Origin of the sequence: Chryseobacterium sp. KMC2 (assembly GCF_016756935.1) — a bacterium.
Classification (GTDB): Bacteria; Bacteroidota; Bacteroidia; order Flavobacteriales; family Weeksellaceae; genus Chryseobacterium; species Chryseobacterium rhizosphaerae.
This window is the reverse complement of record NZ_JAESIT010000010.1, coordinates 114,427-138,038: the sequence shown is the minus strand read 5'-3', so window position 1 is coordinate 138,038 and position 23,612 is coordinate 114,427. Positions and strand designations below refer to the sequence as shown.

Here is a 23,612-nt window from a genome sequence, read left to right as displayed (position 1 = left end):
TAATTTTACATCAGAATGCAAAACGAAAATTTCAAAAAAGGTCAGGGTGCGCAGCGAAACGTTATCAACCGTTTCGACAGGTATACCTATGAGCCTGAAGAGGAAGATTTCGAATCGGTAAAGACCTCTTTTACGGAGGTTTTCCCCAAAACTATTGTGAATCAGGTTAAAAGTGAGGATCTGCCTATGGAATATTCCATGAATCCTTATCAGGGTTGTGAGCATGGTTGTTCTTACTGTTTTGCAAGGCCTACTCATGAGTATTGGGGATACAGTGCGGGGATTGATTTTGAAAGAAAAATCATGGTAAAGAAGAATGCTCCGGAATTACTGGAAAAATTTTTCCAGAAACGGGGATACCAGGCTGCCCCGATTCTGCTGTCCGGAAATACAGACTGTTACCAGCCTGCTGAAAGGCAATTTGAAATTACCCGAAAACTATTGCAAATTTGTCTTGACTACAGACATCCTGTCAATATTCTGACAAAAAATGCATTGGTGTTGAGAGATCTGGATATTTTAGAGCCCATGGCAGAGCAGAACCTTGTATCTGTTTCATTAAGTATTCCCACAATCAATGAAGAGCTTAGACGAAAAATGGAACCCAGAACGAGCTCTGCCCCTAATAAATTGAAAGCAATAGAAGTTCTTTCAGAGCATAAAATCCCGGTACATGTAATGGTAGCTCCTATTATTCCCGGATTAAACAGTGATGAGCCCTTATCTATATTGAAATCAATTGCTGATGCGGGTGCATCGGGATTTGGATATACCCTGGTCCGCTTAAATGATACTGTGGAACCTGTTTTTGTCAACTGGATTGAGGCTCATTTTCCGGATAGAGCCCAAAAAGTTTTGAATTTGATCCGTTCTATGCGCGGGGGAAAGCTGGGAGATAAAAGATATTTTGAAAGACAGCGGGGCGAAGGAAATATTGCTGAGATGATTCATAATACCTTTAAAATTGGCAGGAAGAAGTTTTTTGAAGGAAAGGAGTTTCCCAAACTCTCTACGGCAAACTTTACAGGAAGCAGAGACCAGCAGTTGCGGTTGTTTGATTAATTTTAGTATCAAAAAAACCGCTCCCAGTAGGAACGGTTTTTATGGGGAAGAAGTTGTTATTAATAGATAACAGGTTGTTCACCGTCCGGACAGATAAATTCGGCCCTGCATAATTCCTTATACGTTATTCCGTCGCTGCATACATAAAAGCAGTCTCCGGGAAAAGGATAGCTTATTCCTCCGGAAATAGCTTTCAGTTTGTTTTTACTCAGTTTTTTTAGATTTTTCATATTATTTTTAGTTTGAAGTAACTAAAGATAGTCAAAATACTGATAATTCAGCAGTGCTGGAATTATTTTTCATCAAATCAGACTTAATAGATAAATTGTTAAAGCTTTAATTCATAGGCTCATATGGTTGGGTTAAGGAGGTGTGGGAAATAAAAAACCACTCTGGAAAGAGTGGTAGATCTTATAAATGTTTTTGAATTTCAATTTTACATTGAATTATCCGGACATTTGAAATCATCACTACATCCTGCACAGATAACGGTGCCGTTGCAGTAATACATACAAAATTCAGGCTCTGGAAGTTTGATTCCTGCTCCAGAAATGCTTTTCAATTGGTCTTTTCTTAGTTTTTTTAAATTTTTCATACTGTTTTAATTAAAAATTTGATAGTAATGTAAATTTATATAAAATATTTTTAACTAATATCGATGAGGTATATAAAAAAATAAAAAATAGTTGGAGGGCTTAAGCATTGAGAATTGCTTACAGGAAAAATAGGCAGTAGCGTAAAAAAAACAGTCAATAATTAATCTGCTGTTATACAAAAGATAACATTAAAAACAGATCAATTATTGACTATTATAGTATTATTTCTTAATCAAGCCCAGCTCGATCAGTCTTTCATGTAAAAATTCCCCCGCTGTTGTATCTTCATACAATTTTGGATTGTTTTCATCTACGCAGTTTTCAAGTGCATTTAAAGACATGGCACTGATTGGGTGCATAAAGAAAGGAATTGAATATCTTGAAGTACTCCATAATTCTCTTGGAGGATTTACTACTCTGTGAATAGTAGACTTCAATTTGTTGTTGGTATGTCTTGAAAGCATATCTCCAACATTGATCATCAGCTCATCTGGCTCTGCAATAGCATCAATCCATTCTCCGTTGTGGTTCTGAACCTGAAGACCTTTACCCTGAGCGCCCATTAAAAGCGTAATAAGGTTGATGTCTCCGTGTGCTGCTGCTCTTACTGCATCATCCGGTTCTTCAGTGATTGGTGGATAATGAATAGGTCTTAAAATAGAATTTCCTTCTGCAATTTTATCATCAAAATAAAATTCATCCAGACCAAGGTGAATCGCTAAAGCTCTTAGCACATACTGGCCTGTTTTTTCAAGCATTTGGAATGCTTCTTTACCTACTTCATTGAATTTTGGAAGTTCATCAACGATGACATTGTCAGGATACTCTGTTTTGTATTTTGAATCATCAGACAGGTATTGTCCGAAATGCCAAAATTCTTTTAAGTCTCCTCTTTTGAAACCTTTAGCAGTCTCTTTACCGAATCCTACATACCCTCTTTGGCCACCAATTCCTGGAATCTCATACTTGTGTTTCGTTTCCACTGGTTGTTCAAAAAAGTTTTTTACCTCTCCATACAATTCATCTACCAGGTTGTCATCAAGAAAGTGGCCTTTTAAGGCAACAAAACCAATTTCTTCATAAGCTTTTCCGATTTCATTTACAAATTTCTGTTTGCGTTCCGGGTTGCCCGAAAGGAAATCACGCAGGTCTACACTAGGTATTTTATCCATTTTTAGAAATTTACGAACAGCAAAATTACATTTTTTTTAAATTAAATGATTTTAAAATCATTTTTTATAAGTTAAATTTGCTGTATGAAAAAATATTCTTCTAAGAGAAGCATTCAGATACTTGCACATCTTCTTCAGCAGTATGGAATTTCAGACATTGTCATCTCACCGGGATCACGAAATGCTCCCTTAGCAATTCACTTTTCAGAAGTGGACGTTTTCAACTGTTTCAGTATTGTAGATGAAAGGAGTGCTGCATTTGTAGCAATGGGGATGGCTAAGAGTGAGAAAAAGCCGGTAGCAATTACCTGTACCAGCGGTTCTGCAGTAGTCAATTATTACCCGGCAGTTACAGAAGCTTTTTATCAGAATATTCCCCTTTTGGTGTTAACTGCTGACCGGCCAACGGATTTTATTGATATTTTCGATGGACAGACAATCAGGCAGAAAGATGTTTTTCACCAGCATTCTTACGGTGATTTCCAGCTTTTGGAAGACAGCAAGGAAAATGCAGAAGATATTAATTTCGATATTATTAAAAAAGCCATCGAGCTTTGTTTTGAAAAGCAAGGTCCGGTCCATATCAATATACCTTTAGAAGAGCCTTTATATGAGTTGGTTTCAGAACTTCCTGCTTTTCCATCTGTTGAAAAAACAATCAGACGTAAAGAATATGAAATTCCTTCCCATCTGATTGCCGGATGGCATACCTCTCAAAGGATCATGTTGCTGGTTGGTACCAGGGATTATAGTCCTGAATTGGAAAACCAATTGAATCAGCTGGTGAAAAACCATTCGGTAGTGGTTTTAAGTGAAGCCAATTCGAATTTGCATCATGAAAAATTCTTCAGACATATTGACCGCCTGATCTTTAACTTTACAGAAGAGGATTATAAGACTTATGCTCCGGATCTATTGATTACTGTGGGACAAAATGTAGTTTCTAAAAAAGTAAAACAGTTTTTGAGAAGTGCCCGTCCAAAGCAGCATTGGCATCTGGATGAAGTGTGGCAGCCCGACACCTATTTCTCACTGACAGAAAAAATTGAAGTTAAGCCTGAAGTTTTCTTTTCAAAACTGCTCAATTTCATTAATCTGGAACCAAGACCTTACTTCAACCTATGGGATGTGCTGAGAGATAAAAAAGATGCAAAACATCAGCAGTTTTTAAATACTGTTGGATTTTCTGATTTTTACTTTTTCAATAAAGCTTCACAGTCAATTCCTGAGAATTATAATATTCATTTCAGTAATTCTTCAGCCATCAGATATGCTCAGCTGTTTGATTTTGGTAAGAGGAAAATGTATTGCAACAGGGGAACCAGTGGCATTGATGGATCTACCTCTACAGCAATGGGTTTTGCAATCAAAAATGAGAATCCTACATTGTTGATTACCGGAGACTTAGGGTTCTTCTATGATATCAATGGTCTTTGGAATCAATATATTCCACCGTTTGTAAGAATTATGATCTTTAATAACGGGGAAGGAAATATCTTTAAAATTATTCCGGGTCCGGGAAATGCCAATCCCAATACTTTGGATGAATTTATCGCGACTAAGCACCGTAAAAATGCAGAATATTTAGCTAAACATTTTGGATTCTCATATATCAGAGTGGAAGATGAGCTGACATTAGACCGTGTGCTGGAGAATTTCTTTAAGCCGGATGCACAGCCAAAAATCCTGGAAGTAAATACCCACGGGAAAAACAATGCAGATGTATTGAAGGACTATTTTAGTTTTCTTAAATAAAATTAAAGATCCAGGTATTCTTCATTTCCCGGCAGATTCATAATTCTGTCAATAGGATAAATAAACATATCATCGAAATCATTTAAAGCATTAATGATTTGGAAATGCGTGAATTGCTTTATGTTTTGTAGAGTGATTTCCGCTTCTTTGATTTTTTTCTGCTTTAAAAGATGTTGTCTTTGTACCCCGTTTAAAAGGTAGGTGCTTGGGGTAAACCATTCCTTACCTTTTAAAAATAAAAGATTGGAAAAAGAAGTATCGGTGATATGGTTGTTTTTAATGATAATGATTTCCTCAGCTTTAGACTTCATCTTCATTTTATCAAGCTCTTTCCGGTCTTCAAACTTAAAAGAATAATCGAAGCTGTTGTTTTCTACCAGCTGAAAATCATGTATTTCAGGAATCGCATACGGAATCATCTGAGTCCGGACTCTTTTATCCAGATCATAAGAAACCCTGAGCTTAAATAAGCCGTCTTCATCATGATGGAGATTTTTATAAATTTTGACCAGGTCAATAGGGTCTTCTTTCCCAAAGTGAGAAAAAGTTTGATTAACACGCTTTTGATGTAGGTCCGATAGAAAAATTTCCTGATCTTCTACTTTAATACTTTCAATGAATTGGGACATAAATTTTGTTTTTCATTTCCTGATATTCGTCTTCTAATTTACTCATGTGTGTGATACCGCCTCCGCTTTTGAAGTAAAGTTGCTCTCCTTCTTTTTCAATAAAGCGTATCATCACACAACTGTCAACATTTTCGCCGTCAAACCAGCCGCAAACTCCCGTATAATATCCTCTTTCATATCCTTCTGCTTCCAGAATGATTTCCAGGGTTTTGGGTTTTGGAGCACCCAGAATTGATCCTGCAGGAAGTAATTTTTGCATTACACTTCCCAGCTTTCCATTAAATTCAGGTTTTAAGGTTCCTGAAATTTCAGAACTCATGGCATACAGGTCTTTCTGCTGAGTTTTAATAAAATCAATATGCTGAAACTGATCTACCTTCACATCATCTGCCACCATGCTCAGATCATTACGGAGAAGATCCACCACAGTATAGTGTTCTGCCTTCTCCTTTTTATCATTCTTTAAAATTTCTGCGGCGTTTTCTACAGAAGCATCAATAGTGCCTTTCATGGGAAAGGTCAAAATTTTACCATCGATAATCTTGACAAAAGTTTCTGGAGAAAAAAATACAAAAAAATCTTTATAAAAAACTTTATACTTTGCATTTGAGTGATAAAAAATTTCTTTTAGGCTTAAATTGGTCTGGATTTTAGTTTTTCTGGTGTAATTTACCAAATAAGAATTTCCCAGACGAATATTTTTTTGAACTTTTTCAAAGCCTATTTTGAAGCTTTCCTGTGTTTCAGGAAATGATTTCCATTCAATTTTATTGGGTAATTCCTGTTTGTTTTTTACAGTTGAAAAATGTTGAAAATCAATAAGTAAGCCTGATTTTTCTATTTCGTCTTCTTTATATATTTCGACATTCTCAGACAGGAAGTCGATAACGAAAAAATAAGGAACTTTCTGAAGAGAAAGCTCATCCATTTCTAGAAATTTTTGATGATTCACTGAAAACATTCGGCAAAAATACTTATTGATGTTTACTTTTGCATAAAATTTTTATGATGCAGAATAAATATCCTCAGAAACCGGGACTAGATTTTATATTGAAGCAGGCTTTTTTTTATTGGAATAAAACTCTTTTATTTCAGCTGATGTTTTCGATCTTTTATTTTGGGATTTTCCTTTCGGTACTTTTTTTCTTTGATTCAAGATATGCTATTCTAAGCCAATATGCAGAGGCTGCGAAGTATGCAAAAGACGGAATGGAGATATATTCCGCACAGTTGGCGAAAATGATGTCCAATGATGGATTTCAAAAATTTTCGTGGGCTATCATAGGAACTACTATTTTTCTCTATCCCCTGAATCTAGGGTTTTATCAGATTTACAGAAAGCTTGATCTTAATGAAAAACCGGAATTAAAGGATTTGCTTGTTGGATATAATGGCATTAATTTTTTTAAATATATAGGATATTATATTTTTTGGTTCTTTGTATTTGCCTATACTTTTCAGACCATTATTTTGGGAATCATCTGGGTGCTTATTACGCTGTTTGTAGCCCCGATAATGTTCTTTACCGATAAAAGGATTTTTGAAGCGATTTCTTTAAATCTTAAAGCACTGAGAATGTATTTTCTTGAAATATTCGTATGTGCTATAGTGGCTGTCCTTTTCAAATACATCGGATTCACTTTGTTTTTTGTAGGAGGTCTTTTTACTTTTCCTTTTTGGAATGCAATGATTTATTCTCTTTATAAAACAGCCTTTTCTGAGCAAAAGTAAATTTCAATAGAGTTTAATGTGGTTTTTTTATCAAAAAAAGTTAAATTTGGTAAAAACCATTAAAATATTAAACTATGTCTGAATTTAACGAATTTGATCAACAAGGCTCTGTACCAAATAGGGATACAGGATCAATAATTTCACATGCATTTGAAATGTATAAGGGTGTTTTCGGCTATGGAATTGTCGCGATGATAATTTATCTTGTCGGAGGATACATCATACAAACACTTACAGGATTTAATTCTGCGTCCATGATGGAAGAAATGAGAAGTTCAGGAGGTGACTTCAGTTACTGGAATGCTCCCGGCCTTCCGATGTATATGACATTCTCCGGTATTTTTGGTATTTTATTAGCTCCTTTATATGTGGGGTTAATCTACATTGTTAATAAATTCAACACTAAAAGCCAGATTGAGTTTTCAGATCTGTTTATAGGATATCGCCAGAATTTTGTAAATATATTGATTTACAGTATTCTGTCAGGAATTATTTCTTCTGTTGCAGCAGCATTATGTTTCTTTCCGCTTATTTTTGTTTATCCGTTTCTTTTACTAGGATATCCAATTTTATTATTTGAGAATGCATCAGCTACTGAGGCTTTAGGAAAGTCTTTCAATATCGCAAAAGAGAATTATGCTGTTTTCCTATTGGTAACACTTTTAGGGGGGATTATTTCTTTTGCAGGGATTCTTCTTTGTGGAATTGGAATTATTTTGACGGCTCCATTTATGATGGTTGTGATGTACTCTGCGTATTGTGCATTCCTTGGAAAACCGAGACAAATCATGTATAAGCAGCAATAAAAACAGGAGTAATTAATGATAAATAAAGACAAACAAATAAGTGGTGTTGCTATAAAGCAGGTCTTCTTACTGGTGATCATTGTGGTGCTGGCAGGCTTGATCTGTTTCAATCTTGCATTATTTATACCTTCTGTTTTAGGTGCTATTACGATTTATGTCGTTTGCAGAAAATATAACTTTTACCTACAGGAAGAGAAAAAATGGAAGCCTTCACTTGCCGCATTTGCATTGATGTTTGCCAGTCTTATTATTCTGATTTTACCCATCTATTTTATTGCAGACCTGATTATAGATAAATTGGGAAATGCACAGGCTTATATGGCTAAATTCAATGTGTTTTTAGATAAAATACACTCATATATTTACTCAAAAACCAACTTTGATATTCTTAGCCAGGATAATATGAACAAGCTGAAGAATTCTGTTGGAAAAGTTTCAACTTCTGCACTTAGCGGGACGTTTAATACCCTGACAGTAGTAATGTCCATGTATTTTATCCTGTACTTCATGTTGGAGAAGCCCAGATTATTTGAAAAAATTCTTACCTCTTCAGCCCCTTTAAAAAGAGCTAATATATCTTTAATAGGCGAGAAAATGCGCAAGCTGATTATGGCCAATGCTATTGGTATTCCTGTAGTGGCTATAGGGCAGGGGATCGTTTCGCTGATTGGATACCTTATATTTGGTGCACCGGGTGCTGTTTTGCTTTTTGCCCTGACAGCCGCTGCCTCAGTAATTCCCGTAGTGGGAACCGCTATAGTGTATGTTCCGGTGTGTATCTTTATGATTGCTGAAGGAAATACAGCACAGGGACTTGGGTTGGCTATTTACTGCGTAGTAGTGGTAGGGCTTACAGATAACCTTCTTCGCTTTACCCTTCTGAAAAAACTGGAAAACATTCATCCTTTAAATACCGTATTTGGAATTATTATGGGAATGAATCTTTTTGGCTTTATGGGGCTTATTTTTGGACCCATTCTGATTTCGCTTACCTTACTTCTGGTTCAGGTATATAGAAATGAATTTTCTGACGAAGATACACCTCCGGATCTGGAAATACCTGATCAGGGAATAAAAGAGAATAAATTAATTTAATAAGTGAAAATTTGGAAGGAGTAAATTCAGAAATACTAAAAGAAATCTGTGTAGTAAAAATGCCTTTCGGAAAATATGAAGGGACCATTCTCGCTGATCTTCCGATAAGCTATCTTGAATGGTTTAACAGGACCGGAATGCCTAAAGGAAAACTGGGAATGCAGCTCTCAACCGTTTATGAAATCAAACTGAATGGACTGACGGATCTTTTGATTCCAATCAGGGCAGCGGTAAGAAATGGAAGATAATACACGCAGATCATAAGATAAACTTACGGCGGCATCTCTGATGCCGCCGTAAGTTTTTATATAAATATTGCCTGATTCAGGCTAATTAGCTTTTTAAAGCTGCGATCTCATCCCTCAATTTGGCAGCCTTGATAAAGTCAAGGTTTTTAGCTGCTGCTTCCATTTCTTTTTGTTTCTGACCGATCATTTTTTCTATATCTTCCCCTGCATAGCTGGCTTTTACTTCGGCTACTTTCTGCAGAATTTCTTTCTGGGTATATTTTTCATCCGGGAAGTCTTTGCTTCTTCCTACAAGATTTTCAGATATTTTTTTGTTTAAGGCTGTTGGCTTAAGTCCATGGTCGTCATTATACTGCATCTGTTTTGCGCGGCGGTATTCGGTTTCATCCAAAGTAGCCTGCATGGATTTGGTGATTTTGTCAGCATACATAATGGCTTTTCCATTAATATTTCTTGCGGCACGTCCTACCGTTTGTATCATTGATCTTCGGCTTCTCAGCATTCCTTCTTTGTCGGCATCAAGAATAGCGACCAATGAAACCTCGGGTAGATCTAAACCTTCTCTCAATAGATTGACACCAATCAAAACATCAAAAAGGCCTAAACGCAGATCCTGCATAATCTGGATACGCTCCAGGGTCTCAACATCAGAGTGGATATATCTTGTTCTGATTCCAAATTTTACAAAGTACTTAGTGAGCTCCTCTGCCATTTTCTTGGTGAGCGTTGTCACCAGTACTCTTTCATCAGCATCAGCTCTTTTCTGGATTTCTTCCATTAAATCATCAATCTGATTAAGGCTGGGTCTTACTTCAATAATAGGGTCAAGAAGTCCTGTGGGACGGATGATCTGTTCAATATAGGCTCCTCCGGTTTTTTCTAATTCATAGTCTGCAGGAGTCGCAGAAACATAAACCACCTGATTTTGTATTGCTTCAAATTCCTCAAACTTCAACGGCCTGTTATCCATTGCTGCAGGTAATCTGAAGCCGTATTCTACTAATGATTCTTTTCTGCTGCGGTCACCTCCATACATGGCATGAACCTGTGGTACAGTAACGTGGCTTTCATCAATAACCATTAAAAAGTCTTTTGGAAAATAATCAATCAGGCAGAAAGGTCTTGTTCCCGGAAGCCTGCCGTCCAGATATCTTGAGTAATTTTCGATTCCTGAGCAATAGCCAAGTTCTTTAATCATTTCAAGATCCAGTTCGGTTCTTTCCTGAAGTCTCTTAGCTTCCAAAGGTTTTCCGATAGAACTGAAAAAGTCTACCTGTTTTACCATATCGTCCTGGATATCCTTGATCGCTCCGTTTAATGTTTCTTTAGAAGTCACAAAAAGGTTGGCGGGATAGATCTGAATCTGTTCAAAATTGGAATCTACATTTCCGGTTACAGGATCAAAACTCTGGATTTTTTCAATTTCATCACCAAAGAACTGTATTCTAAGCGCATTGTCGGCATAAGCAGGAAAGACATCTATGACATCGCCTTTCACGCGGAATGTTCCTCTTTGGAATTCATTTAAGGTTCTGGCATATAATGCACTTACCAAAGAATGTAAAAGGGCAGTTCGGGTTACTTTTTCACCAATTGCTATGGAAATTAATGATTTGTGAAATTCTGTGGGATTTCCAATACCGTAAATACAGGAAACGGATGCTACAATCAAAACATCTCTTCTCCCGGAAAGCAGGCTGGCGGTAGCAGAAAGACGTAATTTTTCAACTTCCTCATTAATACTCAGGTCTTTTTCAATATACGTTCCCGTAGTAGCAATATATGCTTCCGGCTGATAGTAGTCATAGTAACTGACAAAATATTCAACAGCATTTTCAGGAAAGAATTCTTTAAATTCCATGAAAAGCTGGGCGGCCAGCGTTTTATTGTGAGCCAGTACTAAAGTAGGTCTTTGTACATTTTGTACCAGATTGGCTACTGTAAAGGTTTTTCCTGAGCCCGTTACCCCAAGGAGAGTTTGGTATTTCTCACCGATATTGATTCCTTCGGTAAGTTTTTCGATAGCCTGTGGCTGATCTCCGGTAGGTTTATATTCTGATTGAAGCTTAAAATCCATAGAAAAGAATGTATACAACAAAAATACGAAAGAAATTATTAGACAGGATAAAGTTTTGAAGACGAATGTCTTGATTGTAAAATTTTAACTTATTGGTAATCTTTCGTTTCTTTTCTTATTTGAGAGTATGCTTATGAATAAAAGATGCTTTCTGAGTTTCTGACCAGCTTGTCCCACCTTAAGTATTTCCCCAAAAAAAGCGCTAAATATATAGCGCTTGTATGTTATGGTTTTGAAAAAGAGAGCGTGGCAGGGAGTTTCACTACCGCTGCTATGGCTTTTCCATTTTGTGTGCCGGGCGTCCAGGTTACTTCATTACCTATGGTGGTGACAGCTTTAAAAAGCTCATTGTTGAACATTTCATTATCGCCTGAAGTGGTTACTTTGGTGGTTTTTCCATTTTCATCAATGTAAATATAAGCAACTGACTTAATGACTCCTTTTAACGTTTCCATTTTACTTATATCCATAGTGTTGACTACTTTTGCGCGAAGGGCCTGATGTCCTCCAGGGTATTGCGGCTCTACATTATGATCATTGGAATTTGAAGTTTTCTCGGTTAGTGTGTTTTTATCCTCGTTGCTTTCTGCTACAGTTTTCTTTTTGGGTGATAAGGTGTCTGCTTTGGTTTTGAAACTTTCCTTTTGAAGTTCTGTTACTGGAAGTGGTTTCTCATTTTTAACACCTTCATCAGAAGAATATATGGCTTTATCTATATGCTGTGGCAGGACATTTTTTGAGGGTTGTAGCTGTTGGGGCTCTGTATTTGCTCCGATAGGATTATTGGCATAGATTTTTGATGTGAATACCATAAAAGCGGCCATAAAAACAGGTATACTTGCAGCCTTTTTAAATAGAATCAGTTTAGATTTTTTAGTGGTCATCATAATAAAACGTTTTTTGGTGTTGTTAAAATTAAAAGAATGGGCCAATGCTGGATTTTGACTGCTGATAATTTCATCTAAAATTAAAGCCTGATAGCTTTTAACATTGAAATTATTTTTTAAAACAGCCTCATCTGCTAGAAATTCATGGTTGGTAAGCATTGCTTTTTTATAGAGGAAAAGAACCGGATTAAACCAGGTGAATATTTTTACTATTTCCATACATGCAATGTCAATACTGTGTTTCTGATCGATATGACTCTTTTCATGCAAAAAGATTCTTGAATCAATGATATTGCCGGTGATATAGTTTTCTCCTAAATAAATAGTATTCCAGAAGCTGAATGGAGAAATCCTTTTTTCAGTAGATACAATATGGTAATTCAAATACGTGATTCTTTTTCCTTTTATTTTTTTTATGGCCCGGATAGCCAGAATACTTCTGAACAGTAGAAAAGCAGTGATGACTCCATAAAGGATCCATGCGATAGTCATTCCGTCAAAAGAGCTTTCCCCGGATGGTGTCAGAATGATCTGCTGTGCCGTTTCTTCAAACGTCAGCGAAGCTGTTTTTTCTGGTTTTGGAAGCGCTGTTGTAATTGAAATAAAAGGGACTGTATAAGAAAACGCTAGGGAGAACAGTAAATAAAACCTGTTGAATCCGTACATTTTTTCTTTTTCCAAAAACAAGTAATAGATTGCGATCAATAGGGATGAGCAAATCATTATTTTTAGAACTATACCAATCATTTTTCTAGTCTTTTATCTGTTGATCTATTATTTCACGAAGTTCTTTCAGCTGTTTTTGACTAAGTTTGGCATTAGAAGTAAAAAAAGAGGCAAACTGCGTCACCGAGCTGTTGAAAAAACGGTCAATCATGGAAGTCATTTCTTCCTTAAAATATTCCCCTTTCTCTACTTTTGGATAGTATTCACGGGAATTTCCATAGAGTGTATACCCTACCAAATCTTTATTCTGCATTCTTTTCAGCAGTGTGGCAACAGTGGTTGCAGCCGGTTTGGGTTCAGGATAAGAATCTAAAATATCTTTCATGAAAATCTTCTTTTTTTCCCAAAGAATTTCCATAAGAGCTTTTTCTGAATCAGTTAGTTTTATTTCTTTCATTCTACAATGTTGTAATTTGTTCTACAAATGTAGAATAAAAATTTTACTATGCAAATTTTATGGCATTATTTTTCCATTCATTCTCATTAATTAATCCATAATATCATGAAAATCAATCAATTTTATATCCCACTGCTTAGTGTTTTTTTTATTTTGTCTTCGTGTAAGAAGGCTAATGTGAATGCTCAGCAGGTAGGAACAGATGGCAGTGTAGAAACGGAAAGTCCTAATTCGGACTATAAACCTGCATTTAAAGGACAGACGAGGATTAAAGCCATAAAAACAACAACTCCTTATCATGTTGAAATGGTAAATAAAGACCTTGGAAGACCATGGGGCATCATCAATCTGCCGGACGGAAAATTTCTCATTACAGATAAAAGAGGCTATATGAATGTCGTTTCACAAGACGGGAAGCAGGTTTCTAAAGTAGAAGGATTTCCGAAAGTAGATTCAAAAGGGCAGGGAGGAATGCTGGATGTTGCTCTTGATCCGGATTTTAAAACCAATAATATCATTTATTTCAGTTTTTCAGAACCGTTTGGAAAGGGAAATCTTACCTCTGTAGCAAAAGGCAGGCTGTCCGGAGATCTAAAAACGGTTTCTGATGTTAAGGTGATTTTCAGAGCAGAGCCTTCTTATGATGGGGATAAGCATTATGGAAGCAGACTGGCATTCGATAAAGATGGATTTTTATTTGTAAGTACGGGTGAAAGGTCAGATAGGGAGACAAGGGTTTATGCTCAAAAAACAGATAATTATTTGGGGAAAATATTAAAAATGACCAAAGATGGAAAACCGGCTCCCGGAAATCCGTTTATAGGTAAACAGGGCTACAAACCTGAAATTTACGCGTATGGTATCAGAAATCCACAGGGAATGGCCATTGATCCGAACGGAACATTATGGGATGTTGAAATGGGGCCGCGTGGTGGAGATGAAATAAACCTTATACAGCCCGGTAAAAATTATGGCTGGGGAGATGTAACTTATGGGATTGAGTATTCCGGGCAAAAAGTTGGGGAAGGAATTACACAGAGAGAAGGTACGGAACAGCCGGTTTATTATTGGGACCCTGTGATTTCTCCCAGTGGTATCACTTTTTATACAGGAAATATTGAAGAATGGAAAGGAAATTTATTTATAGGATGTCTGAGTGGAGAACACATCAACAGAATAGTAATGAAAGATAATAAAGTGGTAGGTGAAGAACGTCTTCTGGCGGATCAGAAAGAACGGTTCAGGGATGTTTTGGATGGATTGGATGGTAATCTATACGGAGTGACAGACAGTGGAAAGCTCTATAAAATTTCAAAAAAATAAAACAAAAACTCCTGAAACAGCTTCAGGAGTTTTTGTTTGTTTATATGTCGGAAGCAGAAAGTTCTGAATGTTTTATGAGAACTTATGAGTGAGGAGCTGTTGCAAGTATGTGGCTATACGCTATTCACTAACTTACCATCTCCTTACTTTTAACCGCTGTTAAAACTTAAAATTAAGTCGGGCAAAAATCTGTCTTCCCGCAAATCCCATTTGAACCGGATCAAAAATACCTCCTGATTCTGTATTTCCTGATGATACCTGAGTAGGCTGGAGAGTAGGATATCTGTTGAAAATATTTTTACTTCCCAATGTCAGATTCAGGTTGCTGGTGAATTCATATCCGAAGGAAACATCTGTAGTTACCTTTGAATTGTAAACCTGCTCAGCATTATCATAGCCGATTAAAGTGATTTTATCAAATCTTACAAGCTGTAAATTAGCATTGAACTTACTGATTTTATAGTTGAGGTTTAGATTGATCTTTGTTTTAGGGGCAGAGGCTAGAATAAACCCTTTTTCTCTGGCACTTAAGTAGATGTCTTCTTTGCCTTTTAACTGTTCTGAAGTATTGACCTGGGTAATTTCCATATTATTATAATTACCTGCCAGGGTAGCGGTTAACTTACCGGAGCCGATGGTTTCATTATAATTCAAAATAACATCAATACCCATTGTTCTGGTATCTATGGCATTTGCAAAAAACTGTGCCTGATTTATGTAAGGGTATTCTGCCTGAACATCAGTGGGCAGGTCGTCTCTGGAAAAATTTCCGGTCAAAACAATCCTGTTTTTTACTTTGATGTAGTAGCCATCTACTGTAGCGGTAAATTTTCCGGTATTAAAAGTAAATCCGGCACTTCCATTAAGAGAGGTTTCCTGTTTCAGCTGGTCAATTCCTACTTTGTTGGCAAGGTCACTGTCGTTAGATGCCAATTGAATGGTAACCAGTTTTCCTCCCTGAAAATTGGTGAATTGCTGGCTGTAATATTTCTGTGCCAGAGAAGGAGCTCTAAAGCCTGTAGATACTGATCCCCGGAATGCCAATTGTGGGGTAATAGCGTAGCGGGTAGCAAATTTACCGTTTAAAGTACTTCCGAAATCATTATAATTTTCAAATCTTCCGGCCAAACTGATCATCCATTTCTTGGTAATGTCGAGTTCGGTGTCTACATAAGCTGCAAAATTATTTCTGCTTTTGCTAATATCAGTAGAATAGCCGGGAAAACCCTGAGATCCTCCAGGCCGTACCGCCCCGGATAAAGGGTTTGTGACCAATAGAGCATCCGGAGTTGTTCGGGTTACAATGTTCCCGTTAATATCATACATGGCATAAGATGCTTCTTCACCTTTAATAATCTCAAATTTTTCATATCTGAATTCAGATCCGAAAGCAATATTAAGCCCCTCCAATACTTTAAATTGTTTAGCGGCATTAAAGCCTGTCGTATTTTGAAGTAAGGAATGTCCCCCGGCATCAAAACTAGTGGGAGATTGAGCTCCTAAAGTAGCATTTACCGTATTTTTAATATCATAAGTAAAACGATTGCTTCCAAAAGCATTATAGAAATCGACATCCCAGTCTGCCACTTTAAATTTCAGACCATTGTCAAAGGTGAAATCTGTAATGCTGGTATCTTCAATAGGGTCAAAACCATTAGGATAAATTTCCGGAATATTTCCATCGGCATCTGGTGTTCTTGTCCACGCATAGGCTTTGGTATTTCTGTGTGAGAATCCCTGACGTGAGTAGAAGGTAAGACCGTCAGATAATGGGAGCTCTATATTTCCGAAAAAATATACATTCTGGGCTTTGGCATCTCCAAAACGTTGTCTGGGAGCAGTATATCTGTCAGGGTTTGCATTTCTGATAGCATAGTCTTTGTTAACGAACTCCACAGTAAAGTTTCCGAATCCTCCTTTTGAACCTATTTTGGTTCCCAGATTTCCACTGAAGTCAAATGTATTTCCATCAATTTTGCGATCGGATACAATATCTTTATCTCCGGGACTTTTAAAAAGATTCATCCCGTAAAAAGCATTCCCCTCAAAACCTTTATCGCGGTCGTTAAGGATGACATTGATGACCCCGGCAATGGCATCCGAGCCATATTGTGCCGAAGCTCCGTCACGAAGGACTTCTATTCTTTTGATAGCCCCAATGGGAATAGTATTCATGTCAGATCCTGTATTTCCCCTTCCTTTGGTTCCGAAAAGATTGATTAGCGAAGACTGATGGTATCTTTTTCCATTGAGTAATAGCAGGGTTTGATCAGGGCCCAACCCTCTTAAAGTAGCTGGGTCTACCGCATCAGCGCCATCCGATCCGGATTGTTTATTGGAATTAAAAGAAGGTGCGGCAAACTGCAGCAGCTGGTTGACTTCTACCTGACCTGTTGCCTGGCTTACCTGCTTAATGTCAATGACGTCTATGGGAACAGGTGTGTTGATGACCGTTCTTTTTTTATTCCGGCTTCCGGTAATGGCAACTTCCTCTATTTTTGACTCCTTGGCAATAGTATCATGTACTTGCTGAGCATAAGATAATGAAGAAGCACTAAGAAAAATAACGCTGATGTATTTTATTTTCATATTTGAGACTTTGATTGGTGATTGTCTCAAAATTATTAATTTTTATTTTTAAATCAGTATTAAAATTGAATATTCGTTATGAATATTTTAAATTTATTGAATTCTGTATTGGTTTTAGAAAAAAAATAACTTATTATTAATTTTTGATGAATATTTTTAATATTAAAAGCTTTTTATTATTCTATTCAGTCCTTCTTCCAGGATTTCTTGTGAAGTAGAGAAACAGATCCTGATGTGTCCCTCCGCTCCTTTTCCGAACCATCTTTCTGAACCCGGTACAATAGCTACTTTACCTTGATCGAGAACATGTTTGGCAAATTCATCGCTGGACATTCCGTTTTTAATTTTGGGAAATAAAACAAAAGTAGCTTCGGGTAGATGAGGTTGCAGAACCTCAGACCTGCTCAATATTTGGAAAGCAAGATCCCTGTTATTCTGTAAATGTGTCAAAAATTCCCTGTACCAGGGTTTTGCTTTTTCCAGGGCCACACTTGCTGCAATCTGTGATAATGTAGAAACTCCTTCTATAGTTGAGTTGAAATTTGATTTTTCTACAAAATCTTCAAAGACATCCTGATCATTGCATAAAACAGCCCCAATTCTGAGCCCTGCAATACCAAATGATTTTGAAAATCCATATACTGTAAAACTTTTTTTCTTTGCTTCTTCTGAGACGGATGAATAGGTATGAAAATCTTTGTGATCATAGACGATATCGCTCCATATCTCATCACTCATCACCCATAAGTTATGAGCAGAAGCAATTTCAGAAACCTTTTTTAGCGTCTCCTTGGAATATACCTTTCCGAGTGGGTTATGTGGATTGCATATACTGATAAGTTTGGTTTTTGGAGTAATCAGTGATGTCATTTTTTCAAAATCAATAGCTCCGGTTACGGTATCTACAGGGCATAATACAACCTTTCCACCCACTGCTTCCACGGATTTTTTAAATAGAAAATCTACAGGATCCAGGATAATAGCTTCTTCTCCCGGTTCCAGAACGTAGGAGGCAATTAAAAACATCCCCTGCGCTGCGCTGTTGACAGCAAGCACGTTTTCGGGCGTGAAATTTCCAAATTTCTCTGTATTGAAATGCTCTGCTACATTCTTTTTAAACTCCGGAAGGCCGGAAAAAGGACCATAACTCAGATAGCCATCTTTAATGTATTCAATGATACCCTGTTCAATTTCAGGAGCTGTTCTGAAATCCGGATCCGCTGCGGTCAAAGGAATAATTCCATCTTCCAGGGTTGCCCATCTTCCGTTGTAGGCTTTTCTTTTCAGAGCTTCAAAATTGATATCGTTATTGGTGAACATATTTTTATTTATAAGAGATTGGTAAAATGTTTTTAGAATGTTGGTCTAGCGGAAGTAAAAACTGATTAAGTAAAGCCCTTCCGTTGGCAATATGGACTTCAATTTCCGGTTTTCTTTCTGCTTCATATTTTTGGAAGGCCACACTTGTAGTTTCTTCCTCAATTAAGTGTTTAGTCAAAGTGAACGAGTCCTTTAGTGCTGAGGTAACTCCCTGGCTTGTAAACGGGATGAGTGGGTGTGCGGCATCTCCGATAAAGACAACATTATCCTGATAAAAAGGATTAAGTTCCTCCAATTCATATACTTGCCATAAATGGGCGTTTTTATAACTGGATTCTTTGATAATAGATGAGACTAAAGGGCTCCAGTCCTTAAAAAGTTCAGTCATGTATTTTTTTAGACTGCCCATGGAGCATTCTTCACTGATCTTGTATTTTTCACTGTCAAATTGTGAATACCATAGAATAGAATCTGTGGAAAGTTTGAGGATTCCGAATGTCAGTCCGCCCTCTTCAAGATGGAATTTCATAAAGTTGTTTTCAATGCAGGCTGCTATTTTTTTGTTTTGAATGATGTTGACAATTTCGTTTTCTCTTACAAGTCTCAATTTTTCATTCTTAAAAATCTCCCTTCTGATGCGGCTTCTGGAACCATCACTAATAATAGCAATGTCTGAATCGATATCAGTGCCGTCAGGAAGTTGGAGTTTCCCTTTTTCGTCATAAGTTAACGTTTTTTCATACGTTATTTTGTCAGGAGAAATATTTTGAGTTAAAATATTGATTAATGCATGTCTTGAAATCACAAAAACATCATTAAGATCTTTTTCGGCAAGAATTTTTCCTTTGTGAGAGTATTGTATGTATTTTTTTAGAAAATTCCCATGGTTGAAAAGGAGTTTAGGGTCTATAATCTGTGAAAGATATTCAATTCCCTCTTGTGGGAGTAGGAAGCCGTGACCTGCTAAATCTTCTTTTTTCCTTCTTTCATAAATATGATAATCAATATTGTGCTTTTCTAAGTAATTCGCCATGCTTAAGCCGGAAATACCAGCGCCCACGACAGCAATTTTCTTCATTTCGGAATAACGGATTTTTCAGTTGGTGTTTAATTACTTTTCGCAATCTATTTTTAGATAGGTGCAAATGTAAATCAAAAACATTCATGATTTGAAAAAAATAAAGTAATTTAATTCTGAATTTCTGAAAAATAAAACGAAAAGCATAGAACTTTGTTTCTTTTAAGTTGAACATTTTCATTTGTTTATATGAAAAATGGACAATTATCCGGATAATAGAAAAACCGGAATTTCTTCCGGTTTTGTTTTTATGCTTTTTCAAGGTGAACCGTAAAATGTCGTAAAATTTCCGGTTCCCAGGTGATCTTATATCCTTTTGCTATTTCTTCGCGTCTTTCATATACATTTTTGACTGCAGCAGCAATATAATCCATGTGATTATTGGTATAGGTTCTTCTAGGGATAGCTAAACGTACCAACTCCAGCTTAGGATAGCGGTTTTCTCTTGTCTGAGGATCTCTGTCGGCCAGTAAAGTGCCGATTTCTACGGTTCTGATCCCTGCTTCTTTGTAAATTTCAAGTCCTAAAGTCTGTGCCGGATATTCTGCACGGGAAACATTAGGAAGGAAATTTAATGAATCGATGAATACAGCATGTCCGCCAATAGGTTTCTGAACCGGGATTCCGTATTCTATCAGTTTGTTACCGAGATATTCAACCTGAGAAATTCTGCTTTCAAGATAAGCGAATTCAGTAGCTTCATCCAAGCCTACAGCCAGGGCAGCCATATCTCTTCCTGCCATTCCTCCATACGTGATAAAGCCTTCAAAGATAATCGTGAAGTTTGAGGCCTTTCTAAAAAGTTCTTCATTATTCAGAGCGATAAATCCTCCGATGTTAACCAGTCCGTCCTTCTTGGAGCTCATGGTCATTCCGTCACCGTAAGAATAAATTTCTCTGCAGATCTCTTTGATACTTCTGTTTTCCTGACCTTTTTCTCTTTTTTTAATAAAGTAAGCATTCTCTGCAAACCTTGCTGAATCAAAAAATACAGGAATTCCATATTGATCAGAGAGTTGTTTTACAGCCTTCATATTTTCTAAAGAAACAGGCTGGCCTCCCGAAGAATTACAGGTAATTGTAATCAGACAGAAGGGAATGTCTTCCTTAGGATGGCTTTTATAGACTTCTTCCAGTTTTTCAAGGTTGATATTTCCTTTGAAAGGGTGAAGGTCATTAATTTCAAAAGCTTCGTCAATAGTACAGTCGATAGCGTGAGCTTTTCTGATTTCAATATGACCTTTTGTGGTATCAAAATGAGAATTTCCAGGTACTACATCTCCTTCTTTTACCAATACCGAAAAAAGCACATTTTCTGCAGCTCTTCCCTGGTGTGTCGGAAGTAAATACTTAAAACCGGTAATTTTTTCAACTGTATTTTGCAGTTGCTCAAAAGAGCGTGATCCGGCATAGCTTTCATCTCCGGTCATCAGGGCTCCCCATTGTCTGTCTGACATGGCTCCGGTTCCGGAATCTGTCAAAAGATCGATGAAAACCTGTGACGACTTTAAGTTGAAAAGGTTATAATTTGCTTCTTTAAGCCATTGCTCTCTTTCTTCTCTGGTGGATTGGCGGATTTCTTCCACCATTTTAATGCGGAAAGGTTCCGCGTAAGGTAAATTCATGTGCTATAGTATGTTTTTAATTGTTTATAGAGAAAATTGCTTCGAAAATAATTTCAAATTCATCAAAGTATACGTAAAGGAGAGTAGGGGATTACTCAGGGGCTTTAAATATATTTTCATCAGAGTGGAAACCGGCTACACCGCCACTTACTGCAAACTTCATTGCTGAAGCTGCATTCATTCCTACTACAGGTTTGATGTTTTTTTCCTCAGTCACAATTACCCAGCCCGAAATAGCATACGAGTGGGGAAGATATACTGCAACATAGTTATGCTTATCAACGTCTGACATTTCTTTTTGGGTTAGAAAGCCAATTCTCCATATTTCAGGATTTTCGTTGGTTTTCACCCACACAGGATCGTTGAATTTTTTCTTATCGCCCACAAATGAAGACATGACATCTTTTGTGGGGGTGTAAATGTGTTTTACACCTGGAGTTTTCTCCAGTAAACTGTCCATGGTATCAAAAAAGAACCTTCCTACCACGAATTTATTTCCTAAATAGCCCAGAATAGCTGTAAATAATATAATTGAAACAAAAACAAGCCCTGGGATTTGTTTGGCAAGTGATGGAACAAGATTGTCAATAGCACTCACCACATACCAGATCACAAAAATAGTAAGCCCAATAGGGCCAATAATAACCAGTCCCTGAAAAAAGTTTTTCAGAAAAATGTTAGCAATATTTTCAAAGCTAGGTTTCTTCAATGTATCGTCTTTACTCTATTATTTTTTAAATTTTACCCGTGGATGGTTTCTTTATTTCCATAGGATTTAATGATGTTAGCTTCATATTCCAGCCATTCTTCCCAGCGTCTGTTTACTGTTTCCGGATCTCCAAGCTGTCTTGCAAAACCAATAAATGAAGTATAATGGTTGGCTTCAGATATCATAAGCTCTCTATAGAAAACTTTAAGTTCTTCATCTTTAATGTTTTCTGTGAGTACTTTAAATCTTTCACAGCTCCTGGCTTCAATCATTGCTGCAAAAAGCAATTTATCTATAATGAGCTCGTCTCTGGATCCTTGAACAATAAATTTTGCTAATTGGTTGACATAATCATCTTTTCTGGCTCTCCCGAAGGTGTAGCCTCTTTTTTGATGATTTCATGAACCTGATTAAAATGATCCAGTTCTTCCTGGGCAATAGCCAGAAGCTCTGTAACCATTTCGGGATATTCCGGAAGCATTGTGATCAGTGTAATGGCGTTGGTAGCTGCTTTTTGCTCACACCATGCATGATCGGTCAAAATTTCTTCAATGTTTCCTTCCGCAATATTTGCCCACCTGGGATCGGTAGGAAGTTTCAACTTAAACATGTTATAAATTTTTGTAAAATTAAGACAAATTGAGGTAAGAATGATTATTTTATTTCAAATTAACCTCTAAAATGCTAAGATGCGGTCTTTCTCCTTAGGAATTCCAAAATATTCCATCCTGAAGTATCTACCTTTTTTAAACCCGCAGAAATAATAAAGGCTAATATGATATTGATAAAGTAGATAAGCAACATCAGTATCCACCAAGGCATGTTTTCTTGTAAAGGAACTACCAGGAAATAAACCAGGGATGAGCTGAGTCCCTGTGCGAAATAGAAGAAAATAGCATTTTTACCAATGTAGGTAATGAAATTTTCTTTTGTGATCTTTAATCTGTTATAAAGAACAAATAAGGTGACAAGGGAAAACAGCGTCCATATGATATAAGGTATTTTGGGAGGGAATTTGTTTTTATTTATTTTGTAAAAAATCTCACCTCCATAATACCAGAACATCCACAATAAGCTACCGGCAACAAGAAGATATAAAACGGGAATTAGTTTTCCCGGAATTTTTTTTCCACGCATTCTGTTGCCTACTAAAAATACAGCCAGATAGAAGGCTACATAGCCAACCTGGCCCGTAGGATAATATTCAGGGAAAATATGGAATAATATGGTTAAAGCAACACAAATCCCTATAAACCAATTGATATGTTTTGGGAAAAACCTTAAAATTAAAACGCCAAAAACAGTCAGGATATAGTAAACCTTGAGATACCAGAAACTTCCCATTACTACCGGAAAGGTATCGGCATTGGTATATTGGTGAAGATACCAGTTCCCGAGATTCTGCCACTGGGGTGTTGTGGAAATGCTTGTAGTGGTATATTTTGAACCGAATGTTGAATAAAAATGCTGAAGCCATTCCAAAGAAAAGAAACTGAGCCCAAAGACTTTAAAGAAATAATCCATAAAGAAAAGGAATGTTACAAAAATCATATAGGTGATCTGTAGTTTCAGCAGCCTGTACAATGTTTTTTCAATATTCGCTCCTGAAGTAATCCCGCTTAATGCGTAAAAAAGCGCTACATCAAAGACAAGAGAAAATACCCTTACTTCTGCCGGAATATAAAATTGGCCAGACCAGAAAGCGGTATGGATAAATATAATAGAAAGAGTTGCCAGTCCTTTGGCAAAATCAATATAAAGGTCTCTGTTCATTGTTGTAGGATGTG

21 protein-coding genes and 1 pseudogene are annotated in these 23,612 nt (G+C 36.8%); 7 read left to right on the top strand and 15 right to left on the bottom strand.

Annotated features, from left to right (window positions below):
* Positions 1 to 15: 15 nt before the first annotated feature.
* Positions 16 to 1,062, top strand: a complete 1,047-nt coding sequence (locus tag JML65_RS13670) for a PA0069 family radical SAM protein (RefSeq protein WP_202271162.1) — start codon at positions 16 to 18, stop codon at positions 1,060 to 1,062.
* Between the two features lie 59 nt (positions 1,063 to 1,121).
* Here JML65_RS13670 and JML65_RS13665 read toward each other — a convergent pair whose 3' ends face one another.
* The 3 genes from JML65_RS13665 to JML65_RS13655 form a co-directional block, all read right to left on the bottom strand.
* On the bottom strand, positions 1,122 to 1,292 hold the full coding sequence (locus JML65_RS13665; RefSeq protein WP_115916961.1) for a bacteriocin-like protein: 171 nt from the start codon (positions 1,290 to 1,292) through the stop codon (positions 1,122 to 1,124).
* A gap of 206 nt (positions 1,293 to 1,498) precedes the next feature.
* A complete protein-coding gene (locus JML65_RS13660) occupies positions 1,499 to 1,657 on the bottom strand; it encodes a bacteriocin-like protein (protein ID WP_167449341.1) in 159 nt (52 codons plus the stop codon).
* Between the two features lie 222 nt (positions 1,658 to 1,879).
* Complete coding sequence (locus JML65_RS13655) at positions 1,880 to 2,830, bottom strand: isopenicillin N synthase family dioxygenase (protein ID WP_047489661.1); 951 nt, start codon at positions 2,828 to 2,830, stop codon at positions 1,880 to 1,882.
* A gap of 84 nt (positions 2,831 to 2,914) precedes the next feature.
* Between JML65_RS13655 and menD the strand changes: the two genes are divergently transcribed.
* The gene (menD, locus tag JML65_RS13650; protein ID WP_202271161.1) at positions 2,915 to 4,585 is read left to right on the top strand and encodes a 2-succinyl-5-enolpyruvyl-6-hydroxy-3-cyclohexene-1-carboxylic-acid synthase; all 1,671 of its coding nucleotides are present in this window, start codon (positions 2,915 to 2,917) and stop codon (positions 4,583 to 4,585) included.
* 2 nt (positions 4,586 to 4,587) lie between these two features.
* Here the strand turns inward: menD and JML65_RS13645 are convergent, their stop codons facing one another.
* Together JML65_RS13645 and JML65_RS13640 are read right to left on the bottom strand one after the other, a co-directional pair.
* Entirely contained in the window at positions 4,588 to 5,214 is a 627-nt protein-coding gene (locus tag JML65_RS13645; RefSeq protein ID WP_202271160.1) for an aminotransferase class IV, read from the bottom strand.
* Positions 5,198 to 6,175: an aminodeoxychorismate synthase component I gene (locus tag JML65_RS13640; RefSeq protein WP_202271159.1), complete on the bottom strand. Its 978-nt coding sequence runs from the start codon at positions 6,173 to 6,175 to the stop codon at positions 5,198 to 5,200. The genes JML65_RS13645 and JML65_RS13640 overlap by 17 nt, the downstream gene beginning before the upstream one ends.
* Before the next feature lie 44 nt (positions 6,176 to 6,219).
* Here JML65_RS13640 and JML65_RS13635 point away from each other — a divergent pair, with 44 nt between their 5' ends.
* From JML65_RS13635 to JML65_RS13620, 4 genes are all read left to right on the top strand, one after another.
* Positions 6,220 to 6,945, top strand: coding sequence for a hypothetical protein (locus tag JML65_RS13635; RefSeq protein WP_047489649.1), 726 nt, complete (start codon positions 6,220 to 6,222; stop codon positions 6,943 to 6,945).
* Positions 6,946 to 7,019: 74 nt separating this feature from the next.
* On the top strand, positions 7,020 to 7,751 hold the full coding sequence (locus tag JML65_RS13630) for a hypothetical protein (protein ID WP_047489646.1): 732 nt from the start codon (positions 7,020 to 7,022) through the stop codon (positions 7,749 to 7,751).
* 15 nt (positions 7,752 to 7,766) lie between these two features.
* Positions 7,767 to 8,846, top strand: coding sequence for an AI-2E family transporter (locus JML65_RS13625; protein WP_047489645.1), 1,080 nt, complete (start codon positions 7,767 to 7,769; stop codon positions 8,844 to 8,846).
* 11 nt (positions 8,847 to 8,857) lie between these two features.
* Positions 8,858 to 9,094 carry a DUF3820 family protein gene (locus JML65_RS13620; RefSeq protein WP_047489644.1) on the top strand — a complete coding sequence of 79 codons (237 nt, stop codon included), beginning with the start codon at positions 8,858 to 8,860 and terminating at the stop codon, positions 9,092 to 9,094.
* Positions 9,095 to 9,179: 85 nt separating this feature from the next.
* Here JML65_RS13620 and uvrB read toward each other — a convergent pair whose 3' ends face one another.
* From uvrB to JML65_RS13605, 3 genes are all read right to left on the bottom strand, one after another.
* Complete coding sequence (gene uvrB / locus JML65_RS13615; RefSeq protein ID WP_047489643.1) at positions 9,180 to 11,171, bottom strand: excinuclease ABC subunit UvrB; 1,992 nt, start codon at positions 11,169 to 11,171, stop codon at positions 9,180 to 9,182.
* A 224-nt stretch (positions 11,172 to 11,395) separates the two neighbouring features.
* Positions 11,396 to 12,724, bottom strand: a complete 1,329-nt coding sequence (locus JML65_RS13610; protein ID WP_237390886.1) for a M56 family metallopeptidase — start codon at positions 12,722 to 12,724, stop codon at positions 11,396 to 11,398.
* Between the two features lie 85 nt (positions 12,725 to 12,809).
* A complete protein-coding gene (locus JML65_RS13605; RefSeq protein ID WP_047489637.1) occupies positions 12,810 to 13,181 on the bottom strand; it encodes a BlaI/MecI/CopY family transcriptional regulator in 372 nt (123 codons plus the stop codon).
* Positions 13,182 to 13,286: 105 nt separating this feature from the next.
* On the opposite strand from JML65_RS13605, the gene JML65_RS13600 reads away from it, so the two are divergent.
* Positions 13,287 to 14,504 (top strand): PQQ-dependent sugar dehydrogenase, encoded by a 1,218-nt coding sequence (locus tag JML65_RS13600; protein ID WP_202271157.1) that lies wholly within the window; start codon positions 13,287 to 13,289, stop codon positions 14,502 to 14,504.
* 159 nt (positions 14,505 to 14,663) lie between these two features.
* On the opposite strand, the gene JML65_RS13595 is transcribed toward JML65_RS13600, so the two are convergent.
* The 7 genes and pseudogenes from JML65_RS13595 to JML65_RS13565 form a co-directional block, all read right to left on the bottom strand.
* The gene (locus JML65_RS13595) at positions 14,664 to 17,093 is read right to left on the bottom strand and encodes a TonB-dependent receptor plug domain-containing protein (RefSeq protein ID WP_202271156.1); all 2,430 of its coding nucleotides are present in this window, start codon (positions 17,091 to 17,093) and stop codon (positions 14,664 to 14,666) included.
* A gap of 162 nt (positions 17,094 to 17,255) precedes the next feature.
* On the bottom strand, positions 17,256 to 18,413 hold the full coding sequence (locus JML65_RS13590; RefSeq protein WP_202271155.1) for a pyridoxal phosphate-dependent aminotransferase: 1,158 nt from the start codon (positions 18,411 to 18,413) through the stop codon (positions 17,256 to 17,258).
* 4 nt (positions 18,414 to 18,417) lie between these two features.
* Complete coding sequence (locus tag JML65_RS13585) at positions 18,418 to 19,491, bottom strand: FAD-dependent oxidoreductase (protein ID WP_202271154.1); 1,074 nt, start codon at positions 19,489 to 19,491, stop codon at positions 18,418 to 18,420.
* 248 nt (positions 19,492 to 19,739) lie between these two features.
* Positions 19,740 to 21,116, bottom strand: coding sequence for a tryptophanase (locus tag JML65_RS13580; RefSeq protein WP_084086947.1), 1,377 nt, complete (start codon positions 21,114 to 21,116; stop codon positions 19,740 to 19,742).
* A 91-nt stretch (positions 21,117 to 21,207) separates the two neighbouring features.
* Complete coding sequence (locus JML65_RS13575; RefSeq protein ID WP_084086948.1) at positions 21,208 to 21,825, bottom strand: DUF502 domain-containing protein; 618 nt, start codon at positions 21,823 to 21,825, stop codon at positions 21,208 to 21,210.
* 32 nt (positions 21,826 to 21,857) lie between these two features.
* Positions 21,858 to 22,435: pseudogene (locus JML65_RS13570) on the bottom strand (tRNA-(ms[2]io[6]A)-hydroxylase).
* 74 nt (positions 22,436 to 22,509) lie between these two features.
* A complete protein-coding gene (locus tag JML65_RS13565; protein ID WP_202271153.1) occupies positions 22,510 to 23,598 on the bottom strand; it encodes an acyltransferase family protein in 1,089 nt (362 codons plus the stop codon).
* Between the last annotated feature and the right edge of the window lie 14 nt (positions 23,599 to 23,612).